At 56.0% G+C, this 24,193-nt stretch carries 18 protein-coding genes; 14 read left to right on the top strand and 4 right to left on the bottom strand.

Annotated features, from left to right (window positions below):
• Positions 1-8: 8 nt before the first annotated feature.
• The 12 genes from guaD (at position 9) to ACFO6X_RS11875 (ending at position 14,393) form a co-directional block, all read left to right on the top strand.
• Positions 9-1,319 carry a guanine deaminase gene (gene guaD, locus ACFO6X_RS11820; RefSeq protein ID WP_382433263.1) on the top strand — a complete coding sequence of 437 codons (1,311 nt, stop codon included), beginning with the start codon at positions 9-11 and terminating at the stop codon, positions 1,317-1,319.
• Positions 1,320-1,364: 45 nt separating this feature from the next.
• A complete protein-coding gene (gene dcd / locus ACFO6X_RS11825; protein ID WP_382433265.1) occupies positions 1,365-1,937 on the top strand; it encodes a dCTP deaminase in 573 nt (190 codons plus the stop codon).
• A 23-nt stretch (positions 1,938-1,960) separates the two neighbouring features.
• Positions 1,961-2,836: a KPN_02809 family neutral zinc metallopeptidase gene (ypfJ, locus tag ACFO6X_RS11830; RefSeq protein ID WP_382433267.1), complete on the top strand. Its 876-nt coding sequence runs from the start codon at positions 1,961-1,963 to the stop codon at positions 2,834-2,836.
• A gap of 43 nt (positions 2,837-2,879) precedes the next feature.
• A complete protein-coding gene (locus ACFO6X_RS11835; protein ID WP_382433269.1) occupies positions 2,880-4,364 on the top strand; it encodes a DEAD/DEAH box helicase in 1,485 nt (494 codons plus the stop codon).
• A 184-nt stretch (positions 4,365-4,548) separates the two neighbouring features.
• Positions 4,549-4,641 carry a K(+)-transporting ATPase subunit F gene (gene kdpF / locus ACFO6X_RS11840; RefSeq protein WP_382433271.1) on the top strand — a complete coding sequence of 31 codons (93 nt, stop codon included), beginning with the start codon at positions 4,549-4,551 and terminating at the stop codon, positions 4,639-4,641.
• Positions 4,638-6,437 carry a potassium-transporting ATPase subunit KdpA gene (kdpA, locus tag ACFO6X_RS11845; protein ID WP_382433273.1) on the top strand — a complete coding sequence of 600 codons (1,800 nt, stop codon included), beginning with the start codon at positions 4,638-4,640 and terminating at the stop codon, positions 6,435-6,437. The genes kdpF and kdpA overlap by 4 nt, the downstream gene beginning before the upstream one ends.
• A complete protein-coding gene (gene kdpB / locus ACFO6X_RS11850; RefSeq protein ID WP_382433275.1) occupies positions 6,434-8,500 on the top strand; it encodes a potassium-transporting ATPase subunit KdpB in 2,067 nt (688 codons plus the stop codon). Before kdpA ends, kdpB begins: the two co-directional genes overlap by 4 nt.
• Complete coding sequence (locus tag ACFO6X_RS11855) at positions 8,487-9,227, top strand: TorF family putative porin (RefSeq protein ID WP_382433277.1); 741 nt, start codon at positions 8,487-8,489, stop codon at positions 9,225-9,227. The genes kdpB and ACFO6X_RS11855 overlap by 14 nt, the downstream gene beginning before the upstream one ends.
• A gap of 14 nt (positions 9,228-9,241) precedes the next feature.
• Positions 9,242-9,859, top strand: a complete 618-nt coding sequence (gene kdpC, locus ACFO6X_RS11860; RefSeq protein ID WP_382433279.1) for a potassium-transporting ATPase subunit KdpC — start codon at positions 9,242-9,244, stop codon at positions 9,857-9,859.
• Between the two features lie 150 nt (positions 9,860-10,009).
• Entirely contained in the window at positions 10,010-10,975 is a 966-nt protein-coding gene (locus tag ACFO6X_RS11865; protein ID WP_382433281.1) for a magnesium and cobalt transport protein CorA, read from the top strand.
• 11 nt (positions 10,976-10,986) lie between these two features.
• The gene (locus ACFO6X_RS11870) at positions 10,987-13,692 is read left to right on the top strand and encodes a DUF4118 domain-containing protein (protein WP_382433303.1); all 2,706 of its coding nucleotides are present in this window, start codon (positions 10,987-10,989) and stop codon (positions 13,690-13,692) included.
• 8 nt (positions 13,693-13,700) lie between these two features.
• Complete coding sequence (locus tag ACFO6X_RS11875) at positions 13,701-14,393, top strand: response regulator (protein ID WP_382433283.1); 693 nt, start codon at positions 13,701-13,703, stop codon at positions 14,391-14,393.
• 86 nt (positions 14,394-14,479) lie between these two features.
• Here ACFO6X_RS11875 and ACFO6X_RS11880 read toward each other — a convergent pair whose 3' ends face one another.
• Together ACFO6X_RS11880 and ACFO6X_RS11885 are read right to left on the bottom strand one after the other, a co-directional pair.
• Positions 14,480-15,322, bottom strand: a complete 843-nt coding sequence (locus tag ACFO6X_RS11880) for a symmetrical bis(5'-nucleosyl)-tetraphosphatase (RefSeq protein WP_382433285.1) — start codon at positions 15,320-15,322, stop codon at positions 14,480-14,482.
• Between the two features lie 15 nt (positions 15,323-15,337).
• Positions 15,338-16,984, bottom strand: coding sequence for an acyl-CoA synthetase (locus ACFO6X_RS11885; RefSeq protein ID WP_382433287.1), 1,647 nt, complete (start codon positions 16,982-16,984; stop codon positions 15,338-15,340).
• Positions 16,985-17,178: 194 nt separating this feature from the next.
• On the opposite strand from ACFO6X_RS11885, the gene dnaG reads away from it, so the two are divergent.
• Positions 17,179-19,065, top strand: coding sequence for a DNA primase (gene dnaG, locus ACFO6X_RS11890; protein WP_382433289.1), 1,887 nt, complete (start codon positions 17,179-17,181; stop codon positions 19,063-19,065).
• Between the two features lie 252 nt (positions 19,066-19,317).
• The gene (rpoD, locus tag ACFO6X_RS11895) at positions 19,318-21,837 is read left to right on the top strand and encodes an RNA polymerase sigma factor RpoD (protein ID WP_382433291.1); all 2,520 of its coding nucleotides are present in this window, start codon (positions 19,318-19,320) and stop codon (positions 21,835-21,837) included.
• A gap of 58 nt (positions 21,838-21,895) precedes the next feature.
• On the opposite strand, the gene ACFO6X_RS11900 is transcribed toward rpoD, so the two are convergent.
• On the bottom strand, positions 21,896-22,906 hold the full coding sequence (locus ACFO6X_RS11900) for an integron integrase (RefSeq protein ID WP_382433293.1): 1,011 nt from the start codon (positions 22,904-22,906) through the stop codon (positions 21,896-21,898).
• Between the two features lie 112 nt (positions 22,907-23,018).
• On the bottom strand, positions 23,019-23,270 hold the full coding sequence (locus ACFO6X_RS11905; protein ID WP_382433295.1) for a DUF551 domain-containing protein: 252 nt from the start codon (positions 23,268-23,270) through the stop codon (positions 23,019-23,021).
• Positions 23,271-24,193 lie beyond the last annotated feature (923 nt).

Raw genomic sequence — 24,193 nt, forward strand, 5'->3', positions numbered from 1 at the left:
TTGTTGATATGCCGCCTGTGTCGGTGTTTCGTGCCGCCTTGCTCCGTTTTGCGGCGGATGGCAGGGCGCTCTATGACGAGGACGGCTTGTTAGCCATTGGCCCAGATGCCACCGGGCGCCAGCGGGTACAAGCGGCGGGTAGCTGGCAGGCGCTGGCTGCACAGTATGCCGACCAGCCCGTAACGCATTGGCCTGGCCGGATCATGGCGCCGGGGTTTGTGGATGTGCATGTGCATTATCCGCAGACCGATGTGATCGGCTCGCCTGCTGCGAGCTTGTTGCCTTGGCTGGAGCGGTATGTCTTTCCCCAAGAATCCCGCTTTGCCGAGCCACAGCACAGTGCCGAGGTGGCGGCGTTTTTTTTGCAAGAGTTGCTGCGCCATGGTGTGACTACGGCGCTGGTGTTTGCCACCTCACATCCGGCCTCGGTACAGGCTTTGTTTGATCAGGCACAGCGTTTGCAGCTGCGCCTGATCACAGGCAAGGTGCTACAAGACAGGCATTCGCCTGATGGGGTGCGTGACCATACGTTGCAAAGCCTGATTGATACCGAGAGGCTGTTGCAGCATTGGCATGGTGTCGATCGCTTGGGTTATGCCATCACGCCGCGATTTGCCCCTACCAGCACGCCTGAACAATTGCGCGGCGCTGGGGAGCTGGCAGCGCGTTATCCGCAGGTTTGGGTGCAGTCGCATGTGGCCGAAAACCGCGATGAGGTGGCTTGGGTGCGGGCGTTGTTTCCGCAGGCGCGCAGTTATTTGTCGGTGTACGAGCAGTTTGGCTTGTTGCGTGAGCGGGCGGTGTTGGCCCACGGCATTCATATAGACGATGCAGATCGGGCCTTGTTGCAGGTGAGCGGCACGGCCGTGGCGGTGTGCCCCAGTAGCAATTGGTTTTTAGGCAGTGGCTTTTTTGATTTTGCCGCAGCCATGCGGGCGGGGGTGGCTTATGCCCTGGCCAGTGATGTGGGGGCGGGCACGAGTTTTTCGCCATTCAAGACCATGCTGGCTGCCTATGGCACGGGGCGAGAGTGCCAGACCAAGCCGGGCGTTAGTTTGTCACCAACGCATCTGTGGTGGTTGCACACGGCAGGGGCTGCGCGAGCGTTGGGCTTGGCCGGTGTAGTAGGTAATTTGCTGCCGGGCTGTGAGGGCGATTTTGTGGTGCTCAATCCGCAGGCCACTGCTTTGTTGGCCCGGCGCACGGCACAGGCGGCCAGCCTAGAGGAGCTGTTGTTCGCATTGATAGTGCTGGGCGATGACCGTGTGATAGAGCGCGTCATCATTTCTCAAGCAAAATACCAACCCATGCTGGACTGATAAGAGTCAGTAGCTATCAAAATCGTAGTTTTCACAGGAGCCACCATGAGCATCAAAAGCGACCGATGGATACGCCGCATGGCGGCCGAGCACGGCATGATCGAACCCTTCGAGCCAGGACAAGTGCGCCAAGTGGATGGTCAGAAAGTCATCAGCTATGGCACCAGCAGTTACGGATACGACATCCGCTGCGCCCCAGAATTCAAGGTGTTCACCAACATCCACAGCACGGTGGTCGATCCTAAAAATTTTGACGAAAAAAGCTTCGTCGATTTTCATGGTGATTCTTGCATCATCCCACCCAATAGCTTTGCTTTGGCCCGCACGGTAGAGTACTTTCGCATTCCGCGCAATGTGCTCACGGTCTGCTTGGGCAAAAGCACCTACGCCCGTTGCGGCATCATTGTGAACGTCACGCCCTTCGAGCCAGAATGGGAAGGCTATGTGACGCTGGAGTTTTCCAACACCACACCGTTGCCTGCCAAGATTTATGCCGGTGAGGGTTGTGCGCAGGTCTTGTTTTTCGAGAGCGACAAAGACGACGTGTGCGAAACCAGCTATAAAGACCGTGGCGGTAAATACCAGGGTCAGCACGGCGTCACTTTGCCGCGCGCCTGAGTTTTCTGTCCCGGAGGCGCACCATGAAATGGGAAGGCAACCGCCAATCCGACAACGTTGAAGACCGGCGGCATCACTCAGGCGGCAGTCAGCCGGTGCTTGGTGGCCGCAACATCGGTATTGGCACCATCGTGGTGGCTTTGCTGGCAGGTTGGTTGCTGGGCATCAACCCGCTCACCGTACTGGGGTTGCTCAGTGGTGGCACGCCTCCGGCGCAAGTGCAACCACACACCCCAGCACAGCGCCCTCCGGCCGATGACCGCATGGCCCAGTTTGTATCCACCGTGCTGGCCGATACCGAAGACGTCTGGACTGACGTGTTTCGCCAAGGTGGCAGCCGCTACCAACAGCCCAAGCTGGTGCTGTTTCGGGGGGCAACCCCCACCGCCTGTGGCACGGGGCAGGCGGCGATGGGGCCGTTTTATTGCCCAGCAGACCAAAAGGTTTATATCGATCTGGCCTTTTACGAAACCCTCAAACGCGATCTGGGGGCACCTGGCGAGTTTGCCCAAGCCTACGTCATTGCCCACGAAGTGGGCCACCATGTCCAGCATCTGCTGGGCATCAGTGACGAAGTAGATCGCCAGCGCGGGCGCGTCAACCAAGTCCAATACAACCAGCTCTCGGTGCGGCTGGAACTCCAAGCCGACTGCCTGGCCGGTGTTTGGGCGCACCATGCCCAATCAGCACGGCAAATTTTGGAGCAGGGCGATATCGAAGCGGCCATGAATGCCGCCGCCAAGATTGGCGACGATGCTCTGCAGCAACGCAGCCAAGGCCGTGTGGTGCCCGACAGCTTCACCCACGGCAGCAGCGCCCAGCGTGTGCGCTGGTTCCAGCAGGGGCTGCAAAACGGGAAAGTGCAAGGTTGCGACACTTTTTCAGCACGTAGCCTCTAGCCAGCACCGTTTTCCCGGCGCTGGTGCGACAATTGCAGGCTCAATGACAAGTTCTTTTTCCAATTTATCGCTGGCCGAGCCGCTGGCGCGTGCCGTGGCCGAAATGGGCTACGAGTCCATGACACCCATCCAAGCGCAGGCCATCCCGGTGGTATTGACCGGACAGGACGTGATGGGTGCCGCCCAAACCGGCACCGGCAAAACGGCGGCGTTCTCGCTGCCCCTGCTGCAACGCCTGCTCCAGCACGAAAACGCCTCCACCTCCCCAGCCCGCCATCCGGTGCGGGCCTTGGTGCTGCTGCCCACCCGTGAGCTGGCCGATCAGGTGGCCCAGCAAATTGCGCTCTACGCCAAATACACCAAACTGCGCAGCGCGGTGGTCTTTGGTGGCATGGACATGAAGCCCCAAACCATAGAGCTGAAAAAAGGCGTCGAGGTGTTGGTGGCTACCCCAGGGCGCTTGCTAGACCATATCGAGGCCAAGAACGCCGTGCTCAACCAGGTGGAATACGTGGTGCTAGACGAAGCCGATCGCATGCTCGACATCGGTTTTCTGCCCGACTTGCAGCGCATCCTGAGCTACCTCCCCCAGCAGCGCACCACCTTGCTGTTTTCTGCCACCTTCTCGCCCGAAATCAAGCGGCTGGCGGGCAGCTACCTGCAAAACCCCATCACCATCGAAGTGGCACGGCCCAACCAGACAGCCTCCACCGTCGAGCAGCGTTTTTATGCCGCCACCGATGACGACAAGCGCCGCATCATCCACCAAGTGCTCAAAACCCGTGGCATCAAGCAGGCCTTCATCTTCGTCAACAGCAAACTCGGCTGTGGCCGCTTGGCCCGCAGCCTAGAGCGCGAAGGGTTAAAAACGGCCGCACTGCACGGCGACAAAAGCCAAGATGAGCGCCTCAAGGCGCTCGATGCCTTCAAGCAAGGTGAAGTCGATTTGCTGGTCTGTACCGACGTGGCTGCACGCGGTCTCGACATCAAGGATGTGCCAGCGGTATTCAACTTTGATGTACCGTTCAACGCGGAAGACTACGTACACCGCATTGGTCGCACGGGCCGTGCGGGCGCATCCGGGTTGGCCGTCACGCTGGTGTCGGGCAGTGACAACCGTTTGGTCGCTGACATCGAAAAACTGCTCAAAACCAAGCTCGACGTTGAGACACTGGTGTTGGACGAGGTGCGCACCGAGCGTCCGCCCAGCCGCTACACAGAAGGCCGTTCTGAACGCTACGAGCGCCCCGATCGTGGTGCTGCGGCCCGCTCGCCCCTCCAGCGTGGTGGTTTTCGGCCCGCAGTGGCCTCGCGCGATCCCTTTTTCGACAAACCTTACGAGGCCTCACCAGCCACGGCAGTGCCACAATGGGACGCCGCCCCCCGTACCTCTGCGGTGCGTGGTCAGTCCACCAACATCAAGTCCAAGCGCAAGTTGGCAGCCTTGTTTAAACCGGTGGTGCCAGCCCCCACTATGGATCTAGGTAGCACCTGTATCGAACTGTCCAACGACACCACAGTCCCTTGATGCTTTCTTGGTATTCTGTAGTTCTTTCTTGAGACTATCTTGATGCCATCTTTCCTAACATGGAGTTATCTCCATAGGAGGAAGAGATGGATGCTTTTTATTTGGGTCTGGCCGGCACGCTCTGGCTGTTGGCCTACGGTTTATTAAGAGGTGGTCTCCGCCTGGTGACACAGGAGCAGCGCACATGACCGGCTGGGCATTGTGGGCACTGGTGCTCTCTGGCGGGTTGTTGGTTTATCTGATCGCAGCCCTGTTGCACCCAGAGGACTTTTCATGACCTCCGGTGCGTGGATTCAACTGGCCGTTTTCTTGGCCGTGCTGCTGGCGCTGTCTTGGCCCTTAGCGCATTATATAGACGCCGTTCTCTCTGGCCGTGTGGGCTGGATACAGCAGCTGGAAGCGCCACTATGGCGCTTGCTGGGGGTGCGAGCAGAACGGGAGAGCAATGCCTACCGTTATGCTCTGGGGCTTCTGGTGTTCAATGGCTTGGGGGTATTGGCCGTGTATGGGCTGCAACGGTGGCAGGCCTATCTGCCCCTCAATCCGCAAGCAATGGTGGCCATCAGCCCAGACTCGGCATTCAATACCGCCATCAGTTTTGTCACCAACACCAATTGGCAGGGGTATGGTGGCGAGTCCTCTATGGGCTATCTCACGCAGATGCTAGGGTTGACGGTACAGAACTTTCTGTCTGCTGCCACCGGTATCGTGGTGGTGCTGGCCTTGATACGCGGCTTTGCCCGCCATTCAGCGCAGACCATTGGCAATGTGTGGGTAGACCTGAGCCGGGTGACGCTCTGGATTTTGTTGCCATTGTCGCTGGTGTTCTCTTTGGTGTTTGTCAGTCAGGGGGTTTTACAAAACCTGTCGCCCTATCAAGAGGTGACCACGTTAGAGCCTGTGACTTGGCAAGCGCCACAACTGGGCCCCGAAGGGCAGCCTATGGTAGATGCGCAAGGCCAGCCGCTGCTGCAAGAGCAGCGCAGCGCGGTACAGACCATAGCCATGGGGCCTGTGGCCTCCCAATTGGCTATCAAGATGCTGGGTACCAACGGTGGCGGTTTCTTTAACGCCAACTCTGCCCACCCCTTTGAAAACCCGACACCGCTGAGCAATTTCCTGCAAATGCTGGCCATCTTTTTGATTCCAGCTTCCTTGTGTTTTGTGTTTGGTCGCATGGTGTCTGACCAGCGTCAAGGCTGGGCCGTATGGGCCGCCATGGCGATACTGTTTATCGCCTTTGTTATTCCTGCCACAGTGGCAGAGCAACAGGGCAACCCAGTTCTGGCGGGGCTGGGCATCGACCAAAGCCCTAGCAGCACCCAGTCTGGCGGCAACATGGAAGGCAAAGAGGTGCGTTTTGGCATCAATGCTTCCACATTGTTTGCCATCATCACCACCGCTGCCAGTTGCGGGGCGGTCAACGCCATGCACGACAGTTTTACTCCTTTGGGGGGGGCCATGCCGCTGATCCTGATGCAACTGGGTGAAGTGGTCTTTGGTGGCGTTGGCTCGGGTCTCTATGGGATGCTTCTGTTTGCTATTTTGGCCGTATTCATTGCTGGCTTGATGATTGGTCGAACACCAGAGTACCTTGGTAAGAAGATCGAAGTGGTAGAGATGAAACTGGTGGCTATAGCCATCCTAGTGACGCCCTTGTTGGTGCTGCTCGGAACCGCATTGGCAGTGATGACAGAGGCAGGCCGTGCAGGCATTGCCAATCCTGGCCCACATGGGTTCAGTGAGATTTTGTATGCCTTGAGTTCAGCCGCCAACAACAACGGCAGTGCCTTTGCGGGCCTGTCTGCCAATACCCCCTTCTACAACGTGTTGCTGGCTGTAGCCATGTGGTTGGGGCGGTTTGGCATCATCGTTCCGGTACTGCTCATTGCTGGATCACTGGCCGCAAAAAAACGCCTCACAGCCACCGAAGGCACCCTGCCTACTCACGGGCCGCTGTTTGTCGCACTGCTCATCGGCATGGTGTTGTTGGTCGGATTGCTCAATTACGTGCCTGCCTTGGCACTGGGGCCTGTGGTTGAGCACCTAATGTTGTGGAGCCAAGCCGTATGACACGCAAAAAGCTTACCCTGTTAGACCCTGCCCTCATGCGCCCTGCGTTGTGGGATGCTCTAAGGAAGTTCGATCCCCGAATCCAGTGGCGCAACCCTGTGATGTTTGTTGTGTATGTGGGCAGTGCCTTCACCACTGCTTTGGCTTGGGATGATCCTACTGTCTTTACGGTGGCAGTGGCCCTGTGGCTGTGGTTTACTGTCTTGTTTGCTAATTTTGCCGAGGCTTTGGCCGAAGGCCGCAGCAAGGCGCAAGCCGCATCATTGCGAGGTCTTAAAAAGACAACTTGGGCCAAGAAACTCGATGCAGCTTCTCGCCCGGACATGGAGCGTGCACAAATACAATGGCTGCCGCTAGAGGCCGACATGCTGCGACGAGGTGATCTAGTACTGATAGAGGCTGGAGACACCATCCCCGCTGATGGGGAAGTCATTGCTGGGGTTGCTTCGGTAGACGAAAGTGCCATTACTGGCGAATCGGCCCCCGTGATTCGGGAGTCGGGTGGCGATTTCAGTGCCATCACTGGCGGCACGCAGATACTCTCCGATTGGATCGTAGCTCGTGTCACGGTCAATCCAGGTGAAACCTTCGTCGATCGGATGATCGCTATGGTGGAGAACGCCAAACGCCAGAAAACACCCAACGAGATCGCGCTCACCATCTTGTTGGTGGCATTGACCATCGTGTTCTTGGGGGTCGTAGTCACCTTGCTGCCCTTTTCGCAATTTTCTGTCAGTGCCAGTGGTACTGGGGAGCCGGTCAGTTTGGTGGTGCTGGCTGCTTTGCTGGTCTGCTTGATCCCCACCACGATTGCTGGGTTGCTCAGTGCCATCGGGGTGGCTGGTATGAGCCGCATGATGCAGGCTAACGTGATTGCCACCTCTGGGCGGGCGGTAGAAGCGGCAGGCGATGTCGATGTGCTGCTGCTGGACAAAACCGGTACCATCACCTTGGGCAATCGTCAGGCCAGTGCCTTCCTGCCAGCACCGGGCGTCAAGGAGATCGATTTGGCTGATGCTGCCCAGTTAGCTTCCTTGGCGGACGAGACCCCTGAGGGGCGCAGTATCGTGGTGCTGGCTAAGCAGAAGTTTCAGTTGCGCGAACGCGACATCACCGCGTTACAGGCCCAGTTTGTTCACTTTACCGCTCAAACTCGGATGAGTGGTGTCGATATGGCTGGTGAACGCAGCTTGCGCAAAGGGGCTGCCTTGGCTATCCGCAACCATGTGGAATCTCTGGGGGGGCACTTCCCAGCCTCTCTACAAGCATTGGTAGACGATGTCTCACGGCGGGGCAGCACTCCACTGGTAGTGGCCGATGGCAGTAAGGTGCTGGGCATCGTGGAGTTGAAGGACATTGTCAAGGGGGGCATTAAGGAGCGGTTTGCCGAGTTGCGCCGTATGGGCATCAAAACCGTGATGGTGACAGGTGACAACCGCCTGACGGCAGCGGCCATTGCTGCGGAAGCTGGGGTGGATGATTTTCTGGCCGAGGCCACACCCGAGGCCAAGCTCCAGCTGATTCGTGATTACCAGAGTGCCGGTCGGTTGGTGGCCATGACAGGCGATGGCACCAACGACGCTCCAGCCCTGGCCCAAGCTGATGTGGCGGTCGCTATGAACACTGGCACCCAAGCGGCCAAAGAGGCGGGCAACATGGTCGATCTCGACAGCAACCCCACCAAACTGATTGAGATTGTGGAGACTGGCAAGCAAATGCTCATGACGCGCGGCTCCCTGACTACGTTCAGCATTGCCAACGATATTGCCAAGTATTTTGCCATCGTGCCCGCCGCTTTTGTGGGCACCTATCCACAGTTGTCTGCACTGAACGTCATGCAGTTGGTTAGCCCTAACTCTGCCATCCTATCAGCGGTGATTTTCAACGCCTTGATTATTATCTTTCTGATCCCCTTGGCACTTCAGGGCGTTCCATACCGTGCTGTGGGCGCGGCAGTACTGTTACGACGCAATCTGGCGATCTACGGTCTCGGTGGCATGATCGTTCCTTTTGTTGGCATCAAGCTGATTGATATGGCATTGGCTTTTATTGGTCTGGTTTGACAAAATTCCTCATATCTTTCCCATGACAAAAATCGTATCTCGTTTTTCCTTGGCTGTGGTTGTGCTGGCAAGCCCCATCGTGGCCCATGCAGATCTCACTTTCAATGCCAGTGTCGTGAGTGAGTACCGTTATCGTGGTATATCGCAAACCCATTGGAAACCTGCTGTTCAGGCAGGCGTTGACTTCAGCGATGGAGGCCTCTATCTGGGAGCCTGGGCATCCACTATCCGCTGGATCAAAAATTCTGGTGGTGATGCTCCCTCAGAGTTTGACTTCTATGGGGGCTACAAAGGTGAAATTTCACCTGGCCTTGGCTATGATGTTGGCGTACTGCGTTACCAATATCCTTCTGCTGGTCTATCGATTAGTCCCAACACCACTGAAGTTTATGGGGGACTCAGTATGGGCATGTTCAGCGCCAAGTATTTCCGAAGCGCCACAAATCTGTTTGGCTTTGATCGCAGCCGTGGCAGCAGCTATCTTGATCTGAGTGCTACGCTAGATTTAGATAAGGGTATGACACTGACGCCACACATTGGCTACCAGATCGTGCGCAATAACAGTACATATTCCTACGCCGACTATGCACTCACTTTAACCAAAGATATTCGTGGCCTGTTGTTCAGTCTCACATGGCTGGGCACCGATAGCCATGCTTACACGGCAGCCGATGGCAGGAATTTGGGCCGAGGCCGTCTTGTAGTGGGTACCAAGATCAATTTCTGATCGAAGAGGCTTTCATGACATCGCAATCTAACCGATTGGCAAACACCGATACGGCCCCTGGCATTATGCGGCCTGCATTCACCCTCTTCGCTGTACTGTCAGTGGTGACAGGGTTGCTCTATCCATTCGCCGTCACGGGCCTTGCCCAGAAGTTGTTTCCACATGCGGCTAATGGCAGTCTGATTCAAGTGCATGATCAGGTGGTCGGCTCTGCATTGATAGGACAAAATTTCAGCGCCCCCCACTACTTCTGGGGACGACCCTCAGCCACTGCTCCCATGACCTACAACGCGGCAGCGTCGGGTGGTTCTAATTTAGGGCCATCTAATCCCAACCTGACTGAGGCAGTCCAGGCCAGGATCGCCACCTTGCGCGCTGCCGATCCGAGCAATACCCAGTCGATTCCTGTTGATTTGGTCACAGCATCGGCCAGTGGATTGGATCCACATATCAGCTTGGCAGCTGCCGAGTTTCAGGTTAGTCGGGTAGCGCGTGCGCGCAATCTATCACCGACCCAAGTGCAAGCATTGGTGGCTCAGCATACACAAGGCCCTTGGCTAGGGGTACTGGGCGAATCACGCGTTCATGTGCTGCCACTGAATCTGGCGCTGGATGCCCAAGTCACGCCTTAAAAAGAGACCATGCTGGATCTTTGGGGGGTACTGTTGGGTTTAGGTACAGTCCTCTTACCCGCGCTGTGGGCTGCATGGTTGGTACGACGCCAAGCACCGCCCAAGCATCTACAAGAGCATCATAAAAAGTGCTAATTCAGAGGAAACTATATGCTGATTAATTGCGTGGCCTATCACCATGGAAAAAAATTGGCAGATATTCCTATCGAAGATATTTCCATCTGGGTAGAAAAACCAGAATGTTTTGTCTGGGTCGCATTGCGTGATGCCACCCATGCCGAGTTGCAGCTGATGCAAGAAGAGTTTGGGCTGCACGAATTAGCGGTAGAAGATGCACGCAATGGACACCAACGCCCCAAGATAGAAGAGTATGGCGGCATCGTCTTTATTGTGATGCAGTTACTGGAAGTCCAGCAGGATCAGGTACAGGTAGGGGAGGTAGCTATTTTTGTGGGGACTAACTTTGTTCTTTCCGTACGCAATAGCAGCCAGCAAAATTTTCTTGGGGTGCGTGGACGTTGTGAACGAGAACCAGATTTGTTGCAGCATGGTGCTGGTTTTGTCTGTTATGCGCTGATGGATGCCGTGGTGGATCGTTATTTTCCATTACTGGATGCTATTGAAACCGAGTTAGATGATATTGAAACTCGTATTTTTGATAGAAATGCTGCACGTGGCAATATTGAGCGTTTGTATGCACTCAAGCGCCGTGCTACTACTATGCGTCATGCAGTATCTCCGTTGCTCGAAGTTACTGGAAAACTGCATGGGGGGAGGGTGCCTGTGGCTTTTTCTGGAACACAAGAGTATTTTCGTGACGTCCACGACCACTTGATGAGAATCAATTCAACGATTGACTCCATTCGTGAAACCATTGCTACAGCCATCCAGGTAAATTTGTCTATGGTGACGATTGAGGAGTCCGAAACAACCAAAAAATTGGCAGCTTGGGCGGCCATTTTTGGTGTATCTACATCCTTGGCTGGAGTTTGGGGTATGAACTTTGAAAGAATGCCTGAGTTGAAGTGGGAGTATGGCTACCCGGTAGCCTTGTTGATTATTTTCAGCGCAATCGGTGTGTTGTATTGGCGCTTTCGGCGTATTGGTTGGTTGTAGCCATGCCTGTTATGGAAGAACAGCGTCCAGATCCGGATGCCCTGCTGGCCCGGATGCTGCAGGAGGAGGGGCAGGCCCATCGGGGGCGCCTCAAGATTTTCTTTGGTGCCAATGCAGGGGTTGGAAAAACCTATGCGATGTTGGCGGCAGCCCATGCCGCCAAAGCCGAGGGGGTGCCGGTCATCATTGGTGTGGTGGAAACCCATGGTCGTTTAGATACTGAGGTCATGGCCGAGCATTTGCCCCGCCTGCCATTGCGTCAGGTGCTGTACCGAGATCGGGTATTGCCAGAGTTTGATCTCGATGCCGCCCTAGCGTTTGGCGTTGGGCAGCCCCAGGCGCTGGTGTTGCTTGATGAACTGGCCCACAGCAATGTGGCCGGCTCTCGGCACCCCAAGCGTTGGCAGGATGCTGAAGAACTACTAGACGCGGGCATTGATGTATGGTCAACGATGAACGTGCAGCATTTGGAGAGTCTGAACGATATTGTCAGTGGTATCACGGGCATTAGGGTTTGGGAAACCGTGCCTGATCGTCTTTTTGACGCTGCTGATGAAGTGGTAGTGGTAGATCTGCCCCCTGACGAATTGCTACAACGCCTCAAGGCGGGTAAGGTGTATTTGTCAAAGCAGGCGGAGCAGGCGGCAGCCAACTTTTTCCGCAAGGGCAATTTGCTGGCTTTGCGTGAACTGGCGTTGCGGCGCACCGCCGACCGGGTGGACGACGAGATGCGTGCCTATCGTCGTGCCAGCTTGGTCAAGCCTGTCTGGCCTAACCGTGAGGCTTTGTTAGCCTGTGTGGGCTCAGGGCTTGAAGACGAGAAAGTGGTACGCACCTGCGCACGGATGGCGGCACAGTTGGACGTGCCTTGGCATGCCTTGCACGTCGAGCCGCTTGGACAGAATCAGAGCCTCGATAGAGAGCACGAGCAAGCACTGCGGGTGCTCAAATTGGCCCAAGAGTTGGGGGCTACTGTAGCCACTGTCTCTCATACCAATACTGCGGTTGCTTTGGTGCGTTATGCCCGGGAGCAAAACTTGGTTCGCCTCGTATTGGGCCGTCGCAGCCATCGGCGCTGGCCTTGGCAGCGGCCCTTGGTGGATGCTCTGATACAACAGGCCGACGATCTGGATGTCTTGCAGGTTGCTCTCCCACAGGGGGCAGTTCGTACGCCACCTTCTGAGCAGAAACTGCGGGCGTTAGAGGCAGCCCCAATAGCGTGGTCAGATTATGCTGCCGCCGCTATGGCTTGTGTCATGGTGGCATTGCTCATTAGCCCGTTGAGCAACGTGCTTGAACTGAGCAATATTGTCATGCTGTTCTTGCTAGCAGTGGTGGGTGTTGGTTTACGTTTTGGTCGTGGGCCGGCGGTCTTGGCTGCTTTTCTGGGGGTCTTGCTGTTTGATTTCTTTTTTGTCGCCCCACGCTTCTCGTTTGCTGTCAGTGATGTTCAATATCTCGTCACATTTGCTGTGATGTTGGTGGTGGCACTGGTGATAGGTCAACTCACGGCGGGCCTGAAAGTTCAGGCAGAGGCAGCTACCCAGCGTGAACACCGAGTACGAAGTTTGTATGAGATGTCCCGCGATCTGTCGGCAGCCCTCCTCTCAGAGCAGGTGGCCGAGATTGGTGCCCGTTTTCTGGCCTCTGAGTTTCAAGCCCGTTCGACATTGTTGGCGGCAGACGAGCAAGACCATCTGGAAGCCCTTCCGGGTGGCAATGCCACCGTCGATATGGGGGTAGCGCAGTGGGCGTTTGATCGTGCCGAGGCCGCCGGTTTAGGAACCGATACCCTGCCTTCGACCGGTTGTCTGGTGTTGCCACTCAAAGCCCCGATGCGGGTGCGGGGGGTGTTGGCACTGGAGCTAGGCGATCCGCGGTTGTTGGGGCCAGAACAACGGCGACTCCTGGACACCTGCGCTTCTCTGTTGGCGATCTCACTGGAGCGAATTCACTACATTGAGATGGCGCAAAAGAGCACAGTGCAGATCGAATCCGAACGCTTGCGCAACTCCTTGCTATCGGCCATTTCTCATGATCTTAGAACCCCTCTGGCTTCTTTGGTTGGTCTGTCAGAGGCGTTGCTCATGATGTTACCCGCAGTCGAGCGGGCACAGCATGAGATCGTGGATTCGATCAAAAACTCGGCCTTGCGCATGAGTGCGCTAGTCAACAATCTGCTCGATATGGCCAGATTGCAAGGAGGCACTGTCCACCTCCACCGTGCTTGGCAGCCCTTGGACGAAGTGATTGGCTGCGCCTTAACTGCCTGTGCAGCCATGATGGCACGGCGGCCTATTCAGATCCATTTGGCAGAAGATTTGCCATTACTGCACTTAGACTCCGTATTGATGGAGCGGGTATGGGTCAACCTGTTAGAGAATATTGCCAAATATACCCCTGAGGGCAGCCCCGTCACCATTAATGCTAAGCTAAAGAGTGGGGAGGTGGTGATTGATATTGACGATAGTGGCCCAGGACTACCTCCTGGAAAAGAAGAATTGTTATTTGATAAATTTGAGCGTGGCCAGCGTGAGACAACCACCCCTGGTGTTGGTTTGGGATTAGCTATTTGTCGCGCCATTGTTGAAGCACACGGAGGTCATATTGCTGCTCATAATAGGCATGAAAATTCTAGGGTAGTAGGGGCACGTTTTGTGATGGTGCTTCCCTGTGGCAACCCTCCACAGGATGATGGCACAGGTATTAAAATATAAATGACACCATGAGCCATATTAATGATCATATTCTTATCGTAGAAGATGAAGTAGAAATAAGGCGCTTCCTGCGTCTCACCTTGCAGGCAGAGGGATATGTCGTTCATGAGGCAGAAACCTTAGGGCGTGGCCTAATTGAAGCAGCCATACGCTGTCCTGATTTACTGGTGGTCGATCTTGGGTTGCCTGATGGCGATGGTGTTGAACTTATCAAAGAACTGCGTCAATGGTCTGCGGTGCCTGTGATTATTCTGTCTGCCCGTAGCAGCGAGGAACAAAAAATTTCTGCTCTAGATGTCGGGGCTGATGATTACTTGGTCAAGCCATTCAGTACGGGTGAGTTGATGGCCAGAGTCCGTGCCCAATTGCGCCGTAGCCAGAAGCAGACCGTTGGTGGGAGCTCCACGATCAGTTTTGGCCACATCACCATTGATTTGGCGCGGCGCGTAGTGGCTTGTGATGAGAAACCATTGCACCTAACCCCTATAGAATATAAACTTCTCACCCATTTGGTGTCTCAGCCAGATCGGGTGATAACACACCGGCAGTTATTGCAATCTTTATGGGGGCCAGGGCACATGGAAGATACACATTATGTCCGTGTACACATGGGAAATTTAAGAAAGAAAATTGAGAAAAATCCCTCTATGCCAGAGCATTTGCTCACCGAGACTGGTGTGGGTTACCGTTTTGTTCCATAGCATAAAAAACCAATTCCGATCACCATGCGTCTTGGGGTAGCCACCGTGATGCTATTGTTTGATTGCAACATGGTGGCCGATACCTTTCAGCCTGGCTTTTGTGCCTGTGGGCAACGCACTTGCAGCAGCTCGCGCTCAGCCAGCGTAGCGCCAAAGCGCACGGCACTCAGGCAGCCACCCCAGACACAACCGGTATCCAGCGCCAGCACATCGGGCCGGTTGAGCCAACCCAGCGTAGACCAATGCCCAAACGCCACCAGATGGCCTTGGGTTTTCCGCCCCGGCACCTCAAACCAAGGCAGCAGGCCTGCTGGCGTCACCGTGGCACTCTCGGTGCTGGCAAAGTCCATGGCTCCGGCAGGCGAGCAAAAGCGCAGCCGCGTCAGGGCATTCACTACCACCCGCAGCCGGTCTATGCCTTGGAGTTGGTAGCTCCAATGGTCGGGCGCATTGCCATACATCTGGCGTAAAAACAGCGGCAAATCGCGGCTGCACAGTACCGCCTGCACCTCTTTGCCCAAGGCCAATGTTTGCGCCACATCCCACTGCGGCAGCACCCCGGCATGTACCATCAACATGGACTGGCCACCATGCTCGAGCGTGCGCACCAGCGGTTGCTGGCGCAGCCAATCAAGCAGCGTCATCCGGTCGTGTGCTTGCAGCACCGGCGCCAAGGTATCGCGCAACGAGGGTTTGCGCGCCCCGTGGGCTACGGCCAGCAGGTGCAGATCGTGGTTGCCCAACAGGCTGAGAATGGCTCCATCGGCAGCCAAGCAGCGGCGCAACACCTGCACCGAGGCTGGCCCCCGATTCACCAAATCGCCCAGCAGGTAAACCGTATCCCGGCTGGGAGAAAAGTCCACCTGCTCCAGCAGCCGTTGCAGTGCCTCGTCACAGCCCTGCACATCACCAATACAGTAAACGGCCATGGGGTGACAACGTGGTTAAACGTTGATGGCGCTTTGCGAGCCAGCCTGTTGGCGCAGCGCAAATTTCTGGATTTTGCCGGTGCTGGTTTTGGGCACTTCGCCAAAAATGACGTGGCGTGGCACCTTAAAGCCCGCCAAGTGCAGTTTGCAGTGTGCCACGATGTCTTCTACCGTGGTTTGTGCGCCCAATTTCAGTTCAATAAATGCGCAGGGCGTCTCGCCCCACTTGGGATCGGGCTTAGCCACCACGGCAGCGGCCAGCACATCGGGGTGGCGGTACAGCACATCTTCTACCTCAATGGAAGAGATGTTCTCGCCGCCCGAAATGATGATGTCCTTGCTGCGGTCTTTGATTTTGATGTAGCCATCGGGGTATTGCACCGCCAAATCACCGCTGTGGAACCAGCCTCCCCGGAAGGCTTCTTCTGTGGCGCTAGGATTTTTCAGATAGCCCTTCATGGCGATATTGCCCTGAAACATAATCTCGCCCATGGTTTCACCATCGTGGGGCACTGGCTCTAGGGTTTCGGGGTTGCGCACACTGGCACCGCGTTGCAGGTGGTAGCGCACCCCTTGGCGGGCATTCAGGCGGGCACGCTCGCCAATATCGAGCTCGTTCCAGGCATCGTGTTTGGCACAAACTGTGGCCGGGCCATACACTTCAGTTAGGCCATAAACATGGGTCAGGTCAAAGCCCATTTTTTCCATGCCTTCAATCATGGACGCTGGTGGGGCCGCCCCCGCCACCATCGTTTTCACTCCAGCAGGAATGCCCTCCTTCATCGCCGCAGGCGCGTTCACCAGCAGGCTCTGCACAATGGGGGCACCACAGTAGTGCGTCACGCCATGCTGGCGAATAGCATCAAAGATCGACTGCGCATCCACACGGCGCAGGCAAACGTTCACGCCAGCGCGTGCTGCCACCGTCCAAGGAAAGCACCAGCCGTTGCAGTGGAACATGGGCAGCGTCCACAAATAGACGGCATGCTTGGGCATGTCCCACTCCAACACGTTGGAGATCGCGTTCAGTGCCGCCCCCCGGTGGTGGTAGACCACCCCCTTGGGGTTGCCAGTGGTGCCGCTGGTGTAGTTCAGGGCAATAGCATCCCACTCGTCGGCAGGCAGTTCCCAGGCAAAGTCCGCATTGCCGCCTGCCACAAAGGCCTCGTAGGTGGTGTTGCCCAGACGTTGGCTGGCAGGGCCATACAGCGCGTCCTCTACATCAATCAGCAAAAGCGGTGTTGTGCTGTGGCGCAAGGGCAGCGCCTTGGCCACCACGCTGGCAAATTCTGGATCGACAATCAGGGCTTTGGCCTCACCGTGGTCAAGCATGAAGGCAATGGCTTCAGGGTCAAGGCGGGTGTTGAGCGTGTTCAGCACGGCCCCAGCCATTGGGATACCAAAGTGGGCTTCCACCATGGGGGGCGTGTTGGGCAGCATCACGGCCACAGTGTCGTTTTTACCAATGCCAGCCTGTTGCAAAGCACTGGCCAATTGGCGGCAACGGGCATAGGTCTGGCTCCAGGTCTGGCGCAAGTCGCCATGCACAATCGCCAGCCGTTCGGGGTAGACCTCGGCAGCACGCTCAATAAAGCCCAAAGGCGATAGAGGGGCAAAATTAGCAGGGTTGCGTGGCAGGTCTTGGTCGTAGATGGATGTCATGAGAAAACAGTTCGGACAAAAAACGCCTGGCAGCGCCACGGCGACGGAACATTGCACAGCACCCCGTCCGCGCACCAGCGCGGCCACTATGGTGCCAGCAGCAAGCCAGTTTACGCGCAACTGTGGGCTATCCCGTGTCTGTCTGTATGGAAGCGGGCTCCCAGTCCCATCAGCTTTGCGCCGACAATAGGCTAGTGTCTATCCCTCAGTCTTTCATTCAGGAACTTCTCTCGCGCGTCGATGTAGTCGATGTGGTGGGGCGCTATGTGCAGCTCAAGAAGGGCGGCGCCAACTTCATGGGGCTGTGCCCCTTTCATGGCGAGAAATCACCCTCTTTCAGCGTCAGCCCAGCCAAGCAGTTCTACCACTGCTTTGGTTGTGGCAAAAACGGCAACGCCATCAGTTTTCTGATGGAGCATACCGGCATGGGTTTTGTCGAGGCGGTGCATGACCTGGCCCGACAGACCGGGCTGCAAGTGCCCGAAGATGATTTATCGCCACAACAACAGGCCCAAGCCAGCGCCCAGCGACACAAGCAGGCCACCCTGACAGATGTGTTGGAGCAGGCGGCACAGGCATACCGCCGTCAATTGCGTGGTGCCCAGCGGGCCATTGCCTACTTGCAAGGTCGGGGGGTTTCGGGGGAAGTTGCCCGTGCCTATGGTGTCGGCTATGCCTCAGAAGGCTGGCGCCACTTGGCCAGCGTGTTTGCCCAATACGACGATCCATTGCTGGAGGAAAGCGGACTGGTCATTGCCCACGCTGAAGAGGGCGGTAAACGCTACGACCGCTTTCGCGACCGGGTGATGTTTCCCATCCGCAACGTCAAAGGCGAGTGCATCGGCTTTGGTGGCCGGGTGTTGGGCGATGACAAGCCCAAATACCTCAACTCCCCCGAAACCCCCGTATTTCACAAAGGTCGGGAGCTTTATGGTCTGTTTGAGGCCCGCACGGCCATACGCGAGCAAGGCTATGTTTTGGTGGCAGAAGGGTATATGGACGTGCTGGCGCTGGCCCAGTGCGGTTTTGCCAACGCCGTAGCCACGTTGGGCACCGCCTGCACCCCAGAGCATGTGGCCAAGCTCTTTCGTTTTACCGATACCGTGGTCTTTAGCTTTGATGGCGATGCAGCCGGGCAGCGGGCAGCACACAAGGCACTGGAAGGCGCCCTACCCTATGCCACCGACACCCGCAGCATCAAATTCTTGTTTTTGCCACCCGAACACGATCCAGACAGCTTTATCCGCAGCCACGGTAGTGACGCCTTTGCCCGTCTGGTAACAGGGGCGCAGCCCTTGAGCCAATTTATGTGTGCTGTGGCAGCGCAGCAATGCGATCTGAGCACCCCCGAAGGGCGCGCGCACATGAGCAGCAATGCCCGACCCTTGTGGTCAGCCTTGCCCGATGGGGCACTCAAGCGTCAGCTCTTGGGCGATATTGCCGCGCAGGCCCAGCTTTCCGGAGCCGACTTGCTCGAAATCTGGCAACGTGCCAACGCTCGCGGCCCCCACCACATCAGCACCATCCACGGTAGCGATTCACCAGCCACTGCTGCCGGCCCTGCTGATCCGACATCTTCGCGCCGTGCCACCCCGTCACGCCCCGCCAGAAGCGCCACCGCACTCGCTTCCAGACGCGCAGTGCCTGTCAGCCGTGCCGACCATGCCACCCGTCTGCTGCTGTCGCACATGGCCTTTTTTGATGAGCTCTCGCATGAAGATCTGGCCGCTTTGCACGCTCTGGGCCATCCCCACAGTCCCCTGTTAGCTTGGCTGGAGGAGCAGTTTCATGAACACGGTGCTTTGCCGTGGGCAGTATTGCGCGAACGCTTGCGGGGACACAGCAGCCACCAGTTGGCCGAGCAACTGATGACGGGCTCCCATGCACAGGCCGAAGGAGATATCGACGAACTGCGCCAAGAGCTGCGCGACCTGCTCAATCGCATCCTGATCGAACAACTCAAAATCGAAGAAAACGCCTTGATCTCTGCTGTGGGCCATGACCCAGTGGCGCGCCAACGCTACTACGAACTGCACCAACAACGCCGCGCCCTAGAGAAAGGCAAGACGGGCGCCCCTTGAATAGACACATCAAGCGTACAATATAGAGTTTTTCGGCAAGAGCGACAGCAGCACCTCCGGGTGGGCCACCGTGACACACACGCACAACCGCCCCTGGCACCGCAAGGACTGCACACCAAATGTTCGCCCAGACATCTTGCCCTAGGGTGGAGTCCATTCCGCCCCAACCCGCCTGAGCCGTGCCTGTCGTGCCGGAATCTGCCGTGGTGCTTGTGTTTTTCTTTGTGTTCTTCTTTGTTTGTGAGGTTGTACATGCCTGCTCCAGAGTTCGCGAAGTCTTTCCTGCCTGCCCCAGATACCGCCGCTGGGGCGGATCCCGCCATACCCCCCCGGCCTGCATCGGTATCCGCCGATGCCCCCCGGACAGTGACCTCTGAGAAAGCCACCACCGTGACCAAGCCTGCCGCTCCTGCCCCCGCCCCGGAAGAAAAAATCGTCACCACCAAAAAAACCATTCAGCTCAAACCGCTGGCTGCTGCACTGGAGCCAGAAGCGCCTATCGTCACCATCAAGAAGAAAAAAACCATCCAGCTCAAACCACTGGCGGCTGCACTAGAGCCAGAACCTGTGGTGGTGGTCAAGAAAGTGGCACCGCCCAAAGTGTTGCTGGTGGTTCCGGCTGACAGCGAAGAGCCCGTGAAGAAGCGTCCGGGCCGTCCGGCCAAATCGGCCGCCAAAACCGACCCCGCCACCGGCGCAGCCAAAGTTCCAGCCAAGCGCGGCCGCAAGCCCAAGGCCAACCCCGATGCCGATCCCGCCGATGATGCCGACCTGTCCGACATCGAAGCCGATCTCGAAGGCGAGGTAGAAGCAGAGGTGGAGGCCGAGGCCACGCCCAGTGCAGAAAAGGTCAAGCCGCTGCGCATGAAGATCAGCAAGGCCAAAGAGCGCGCCTTGATGAAAGAATTCGGCCTGGACGGAACCGTTCTATCTGAAGAAGATCTGGCCAAGCGCCGCTCGCGTCTCAAAACCCTGATCAAGCTGGGTAAAACACGCGGCTACCTCACCCACGCCGAAATCTCCGATCACTTGCCCGACAAACTGATCGATGCCGAAACGCTGGAAGTGGTCATCGCCATGCTCAACGACATGGGTGTAGCCGTATACGAGCAAACGCCCGATGCCGAAACCCTGCTGCTGACCAACACTGCGCAGACCGCCGCGACCGAAGAAGAGGCTGAAGAAGCCGCTGAAGCCGCCTTGTCTACCGTAGACAGCGAGTTTGGCCGCACCACCGACCCTGTGCGTATGTACATGCGCGAAATGGGCACCGTAGAACTGCTGACGCGCGAAGGCGAAATTGAAATTGCCAAGCGGATTGAAGGCGGTTTGCAGGCCATGATGGAGGCCATCAGCGCCTCGCCCGCCACCATTGCCGAAATCCTCAACATGGGCGAGGAAATCCGCGAAGGCAAAGTCGTTATCTCCACCATCGTTGATGGCTTCTCCAACCCCAACGAGGCCGATGACTATGTGGCCGAAGAAGATTTCGACGAATTTGACGAAGCCGATGATGACGATGGTAAGGGCGGCTCCAAAGCCCTGACCAAAAAGCTCGAAGAGCTGAAAAAACAAGCCTTAGAACGCTTTGACAAGCTGCGTGAACTGTTTGAAAAGATCCACAAGATCTACGAAAAAGAAGGCTACGGCACCCCTGCCTACATGAAGGTACAGGAAGCCCTGTCTGCCGAGCTGATGACCATCCGCTTTACCGCCAAGACCATTGAAAAGCTGTGCGACATGGTGCGCGCCCAGGTCGACGATGTGCGCAAGAAAGAACGCGAACTGCGCCGGATCATTGTGGACAAGTGCCGCATGCCACAAGAAACCTTTATCAAGGAATTTCCTGCCCACTTGCTCAATTTGGAGTGGGTAGAAAAGCAGGCCGCTGCTGGCAAGCCGTGGAGCGCCACCATGGCGCGCAATATCCCGCCTATCCAAGACCTACAGCAAAAGCTGATCAATCTGCAAACCCGTGTAGTGGTGCCGCTGTCGGAGCTCAAAAGCATCAACAAGCGCATGAACGAAGGTGAAGCCACTTCGCGCAATGCGAAGAAAGAGATGATCGAGGCCAACCTGCGTCTGGTGATCTCGATTGCCAAAAAATACACCAACCGGGGTTTGCAATTCCTAGATTTGATCCAGGAAGGCAATATTGGCCTCATGAAGGCTGTAGACAAGTTTGAATACCGCCGTGGCTACAAATTTTCCACGTATGCAACGTGGTGGATTCGCCAAGCCATTACAAGGAGCATTGCCGATCAGGCCCGTACCATCCGCATTCCGGTACACATGATCGAAACGATCAATAAAATGAACCGGATTTCGCGCCAGCATTTGCAAGAGTTTGGCTTTGAGCCAGATGCCAGCGTGTTGGCCGAAAAAATGGAGATTCCGGAAGACAAAATCCGTAAAATCATGAAAATCGCCAAAGAGCCGATTTCCATGGAAACCCCGATTGGCGATGATGATGACAGCCACTTGGGCGATTTTATCGAAGATGGAGCCAATACGGCCCCCATTGATGCGGCTATGCAAGCCGGTTTGCGTGATGTGGTCAAAGACATTCTGGATGGCCTGACCCCCCGCGAAGCCAAAGTATTGCGGATGCGTTTTGGTATTGAAATGTCCACCGACCACACTCTAGAAGAAGTGGGCAAGCAGTTTGACGTGACGCGCGAGCGTATTCGCCAAATAGAAGCCAAGGCACTGCGCAAACTCAAGCATCCTAGCCGCTCGGATAAATTGCGCAGTTTTATTGATTCGCTGTAAGCCCACGCGCTTTATAGCATTTCAAGCCCGTCACCGCTTTGTGGGTGACGGGCTTTTTTTATAAAGCATCCAGAGGGCTTAAAATGCCCCGTCCGCCTTTGTTTAATACATGGGTATAAATCATGGTGGTACTGACATCGGCATGGCCGAGCAACTCCTGTACCGTCCGAATGTCATAGCCTGCCTGAAGTAAATGTGTGGCAAATGAATGGCGCAGCACATGGGGCGAAACAGGCTTGTCAATCCGTGCCAGCCGCGTTGCTTCACGCACTGCACGCTGTACCGATTCAGGATAGATGTGGTGGCGTCGCTCGATGGCTGTTCCGGTGCGTGCATCGGGGCGAGGATCGAGTGCCCGCACCTGCGATGGAAATACCCATTGCCAAGCCCAACTCCGATCAGCATCGGCATATTTCACAGCCAACGCATGGGGTAAATAGACCCGGCCTAGGCCAGCTGCCAAATCCTTTTCGTGTAATACCCGTGCTTTCTCCAATTGTGCCCGCAGCGGGGCCAACAGATTTTCAGGTAATACTGTGACTCTGTCCTTGTTGCCTTTACCCTCGCGCACCACGATTTCACGTCGAGAAAACTCCACATCTTTCACGCGCAGGCGCAGTGCCTCCATAAGCCGCATACCTGTGCCATACAGCAGTTGAGCAACCAAGCCCGTGGTGCCTTCCATGTGCAGCAGTAGTTCACGCACCTCTGATGGGGTGAGCACCACGGGCAAACGCTGGGGGCGTTTGGCCTGCACCACCTCGTCAAGCCAAGGCAGGTCACTGTCTAACACCCGCTTGTACAAATACAAAAGTGCTGCTTTAGCTTGGTTTTGTGTAGAGGCTGACACCTGTCGCTCTACTGCCAAATAGCTCAAAAATGCAGCTACCTCAGCAGACCCCATTTCTTGTGGATGCCGTTTGCCATGAAACAGGATAAAACGCCGTGCCCAATCGACATAGACTTGCTCTGTGCGGATACTGTAGTGTTGTGTGCGCAGATGAGCACGCATACGGTCTAGCAGTTTGGGTGGGGGCGGAGCATCTATGTGAGAGGTAAAGTCACGCATCCGTAAAATTTTAGGTTTGTCTAAACAATAGGCTATTGGAGTTTTCCTGTAGGTACAGTAGGATGCTTCCATCTTATCCGACCCTCTGTTTGTATGGGGGTGTCGTCTATTTCTAGTTCGGCGTCATCCATGGCGCGTCAGCCGGCCCGGTTTTTCTCGGGCGCTCGAAGACCTCCGGCCTCCAGTGTGTAATGCTGTCGGCATGCCATGTCACAAGCTCCCATCCTTGGCAGTTCACTTGCTTCCAGCCGCCAGAGTAGTGCTTATCCTTAACAACCTGCTTGATCTGCCCGTGGTCCATCTGCACGGTCACTTCCTGCCCCTCTGCGGGAAGTCGGTCCTTTGTCGCAATCCATCCGTCCATTTTTCTCTCCGTAGTAATCAATGCCGCCCAACAAATCATTCAACCCGGACTGGCCGAAAAGCCGGCCAGCCGGTTAATTCAGGCGTTAGATTTTGGCCCACGGTGTTGCTTATTCCAAGCGCGTAAAAAACCGGGTTTGGTTATCGCCAGTATTCAAAAGTAAATCATGCTTTTGGCTTGCCGGGGTCAGTATTCTTCGGTTTCGTATAGGTGCTGGTGCAGTTTCGCTTTTCCGGTTATGCTGTTGGCTTTGGGTGGCTGGTGTGTGGGCTGGGGTTCTAACTCGGCGCTCAAGCGGACAGCTTCCAGCTGCCGCTTACCTTGGTTCGTTAGCATCAGCCCACAACGTTGTTTTTTCCAAGCGCGTAAAAAACCGGGTTTGGTTATCGCCAGTGTTCAAAAGTAAATTCTGCTTTTGGCTTGCCGGGGTCAGTGTTCTTGGGTTTCGTGGTGGCACTGGCGCAGGTTCGTTTTTCCGGCTACGCTACTGGCTTTGGGTGGCTGGTGCGTGGGCTTGGGTTCTAACTCGGCGCTCAAGCGGACAGCTTCCAGCTGCCGCTTACCTTAGTTCGTTAGCATCAGCCCACGGCGGTGTTTATTCGATGCACGTTAAAAATTCGGTTTTGTTTTCACTAGTTTTTTCAAAGTAGGCTTTGCCTTTGGTTTTTTTGGTGTCCTATTGGCACTGGTGCAGGTTAGTTTTTCCGGCTATGCTGCTGGCTTTGGGTGGCTGCTGTGTGGGCGTTAGTTCTAACTCGGCGCTCAAGCGGACAGCTTCCAGCTGCCGCTTACCTTAGTTCGTTAGCGTTTTGTCCACAGCCGTGCTTATTCCAAGGCTGTCAAAATTCTGGTTTTGCTGTTGCTGGTATTAAGAAAATAGGTTTTTTTCGCTTACCAGTCAGTATTCTTTGGTTTCGTATTGG

The sequence above is a fragment of the Giesbergeria sinuosa genome, assembly GCF_042652905.1.
Classification (GTDB): Bacteria; Pseudomonadota; Gammaproteobacteria; order Burkholderiales; family Burkholderiaceae_C; genus Simplicispira; species Simplicispira sinuosa.

Coding starts and splice junctions, on each gene's coding strand:
- kdpB (WP_382433275.1), top strand. CDS start 6,434: ATGACACGCAAAAAGCTTACCCTGTTAGACCCTGCCCTCATGCGCCCT.
- ACFO6X_RS11885 (WP_382433287.1), bottom strand. CDS start 16,984: ATGACATCCATCTACGACCAAGACCTGCCACGCAACCCTGCTAATTTT.
- ACFO6X_RS11865 (WP_382433281.1), top strand. CDS start 10,010: ATGCTGATTAATTGCGTGGCCTATCACCATGGAAAAAAATTGGCAGAT.
- ACFO6X_RS11870 (WP_382433303.1), top strand. CDS start 10,987: ATGGAAGAACAGCGTCCAGATCCGGATGCCCTGCTGGCCCGGATGCTG.
- kdpF (WP_382433271.1), top strand. CDS start 4,549: ATGACCGGCTGGGCATTGTGGGCACTGGTGCTCTCTGGCGGGTTGTTG.
- ACFO6X_RS11900 (WP_382433293.1), bottom strand. CDS start 22,906: ATGCGTGACTTTACCTCTCACATAGATGCTCCGCCCCCACCCAAACTG.
- ACFO6X_RS11875 (WP_382433283.1), top strand. CDS start 13,701: ATGAGCCATATTAATGATCATATTCTTATCGTAGAAGATGAAGTAGAA.
- ACFO6X_RS11835 (WP_382433269.1), top strand. CDS start 2,880: ATGACAAGTTCTTTTTCCAATTTATCGCTGGCCGAGCCGCTGGCGCGT.
- kdpC (WP_382433279.1), top strand. CDS start 9,242: ATGACATCGCAATCTAACCGATTGGCAAACACCGATACGGCCCCTGGC.
- dcd (WP_382433265.1), top strand. CDS start 1,365: ATGAGCATCAAAAGCGACCGATGGATACGCCGCATGGCGGCCGAGCAC.
- kdpA (WP_382433273.1), top strand. CDS start 4,638: ATGACCTCCGGTGCGTGGATTCAACTGGCCGTTTTCTTGGCCGTGCTG.
- guaD (WP_382433263.1), top strand. CDS start 9: ATGCCGCCTGTGTCGGTGTTTCGTGCCGCCTTGCTCCGTTTTGCGGCG.
- ACFO6X_RS11905 (WP_382433295.1), bottom strand. CDS start 23,270: ATGGACGGATGGATTGCGACAAAGGACCGACTTCCCGCAGAGGGGCAG.
- ypfJ (WP_382433267.1), top strand. CDS start 1,961: ATGAAATGGGAAGGCAACCGCCAATCCGACAACGTTGAAGACCGGCGG.
- ACFO6X_RS11880 (WP_382433285.1), bottom strand. CDS start 15,322: ATGGCCGTTTACTGTATTGGTGATGTGCAGGGCTGTGACGAGGCACTG.
- rpoD (WP_382433291.1), top strand. CDS start 19,318: ATGCCTGCTCCAGAGTTCGCGAAGTCTTTCCTGCCTGCCCCAGATACC.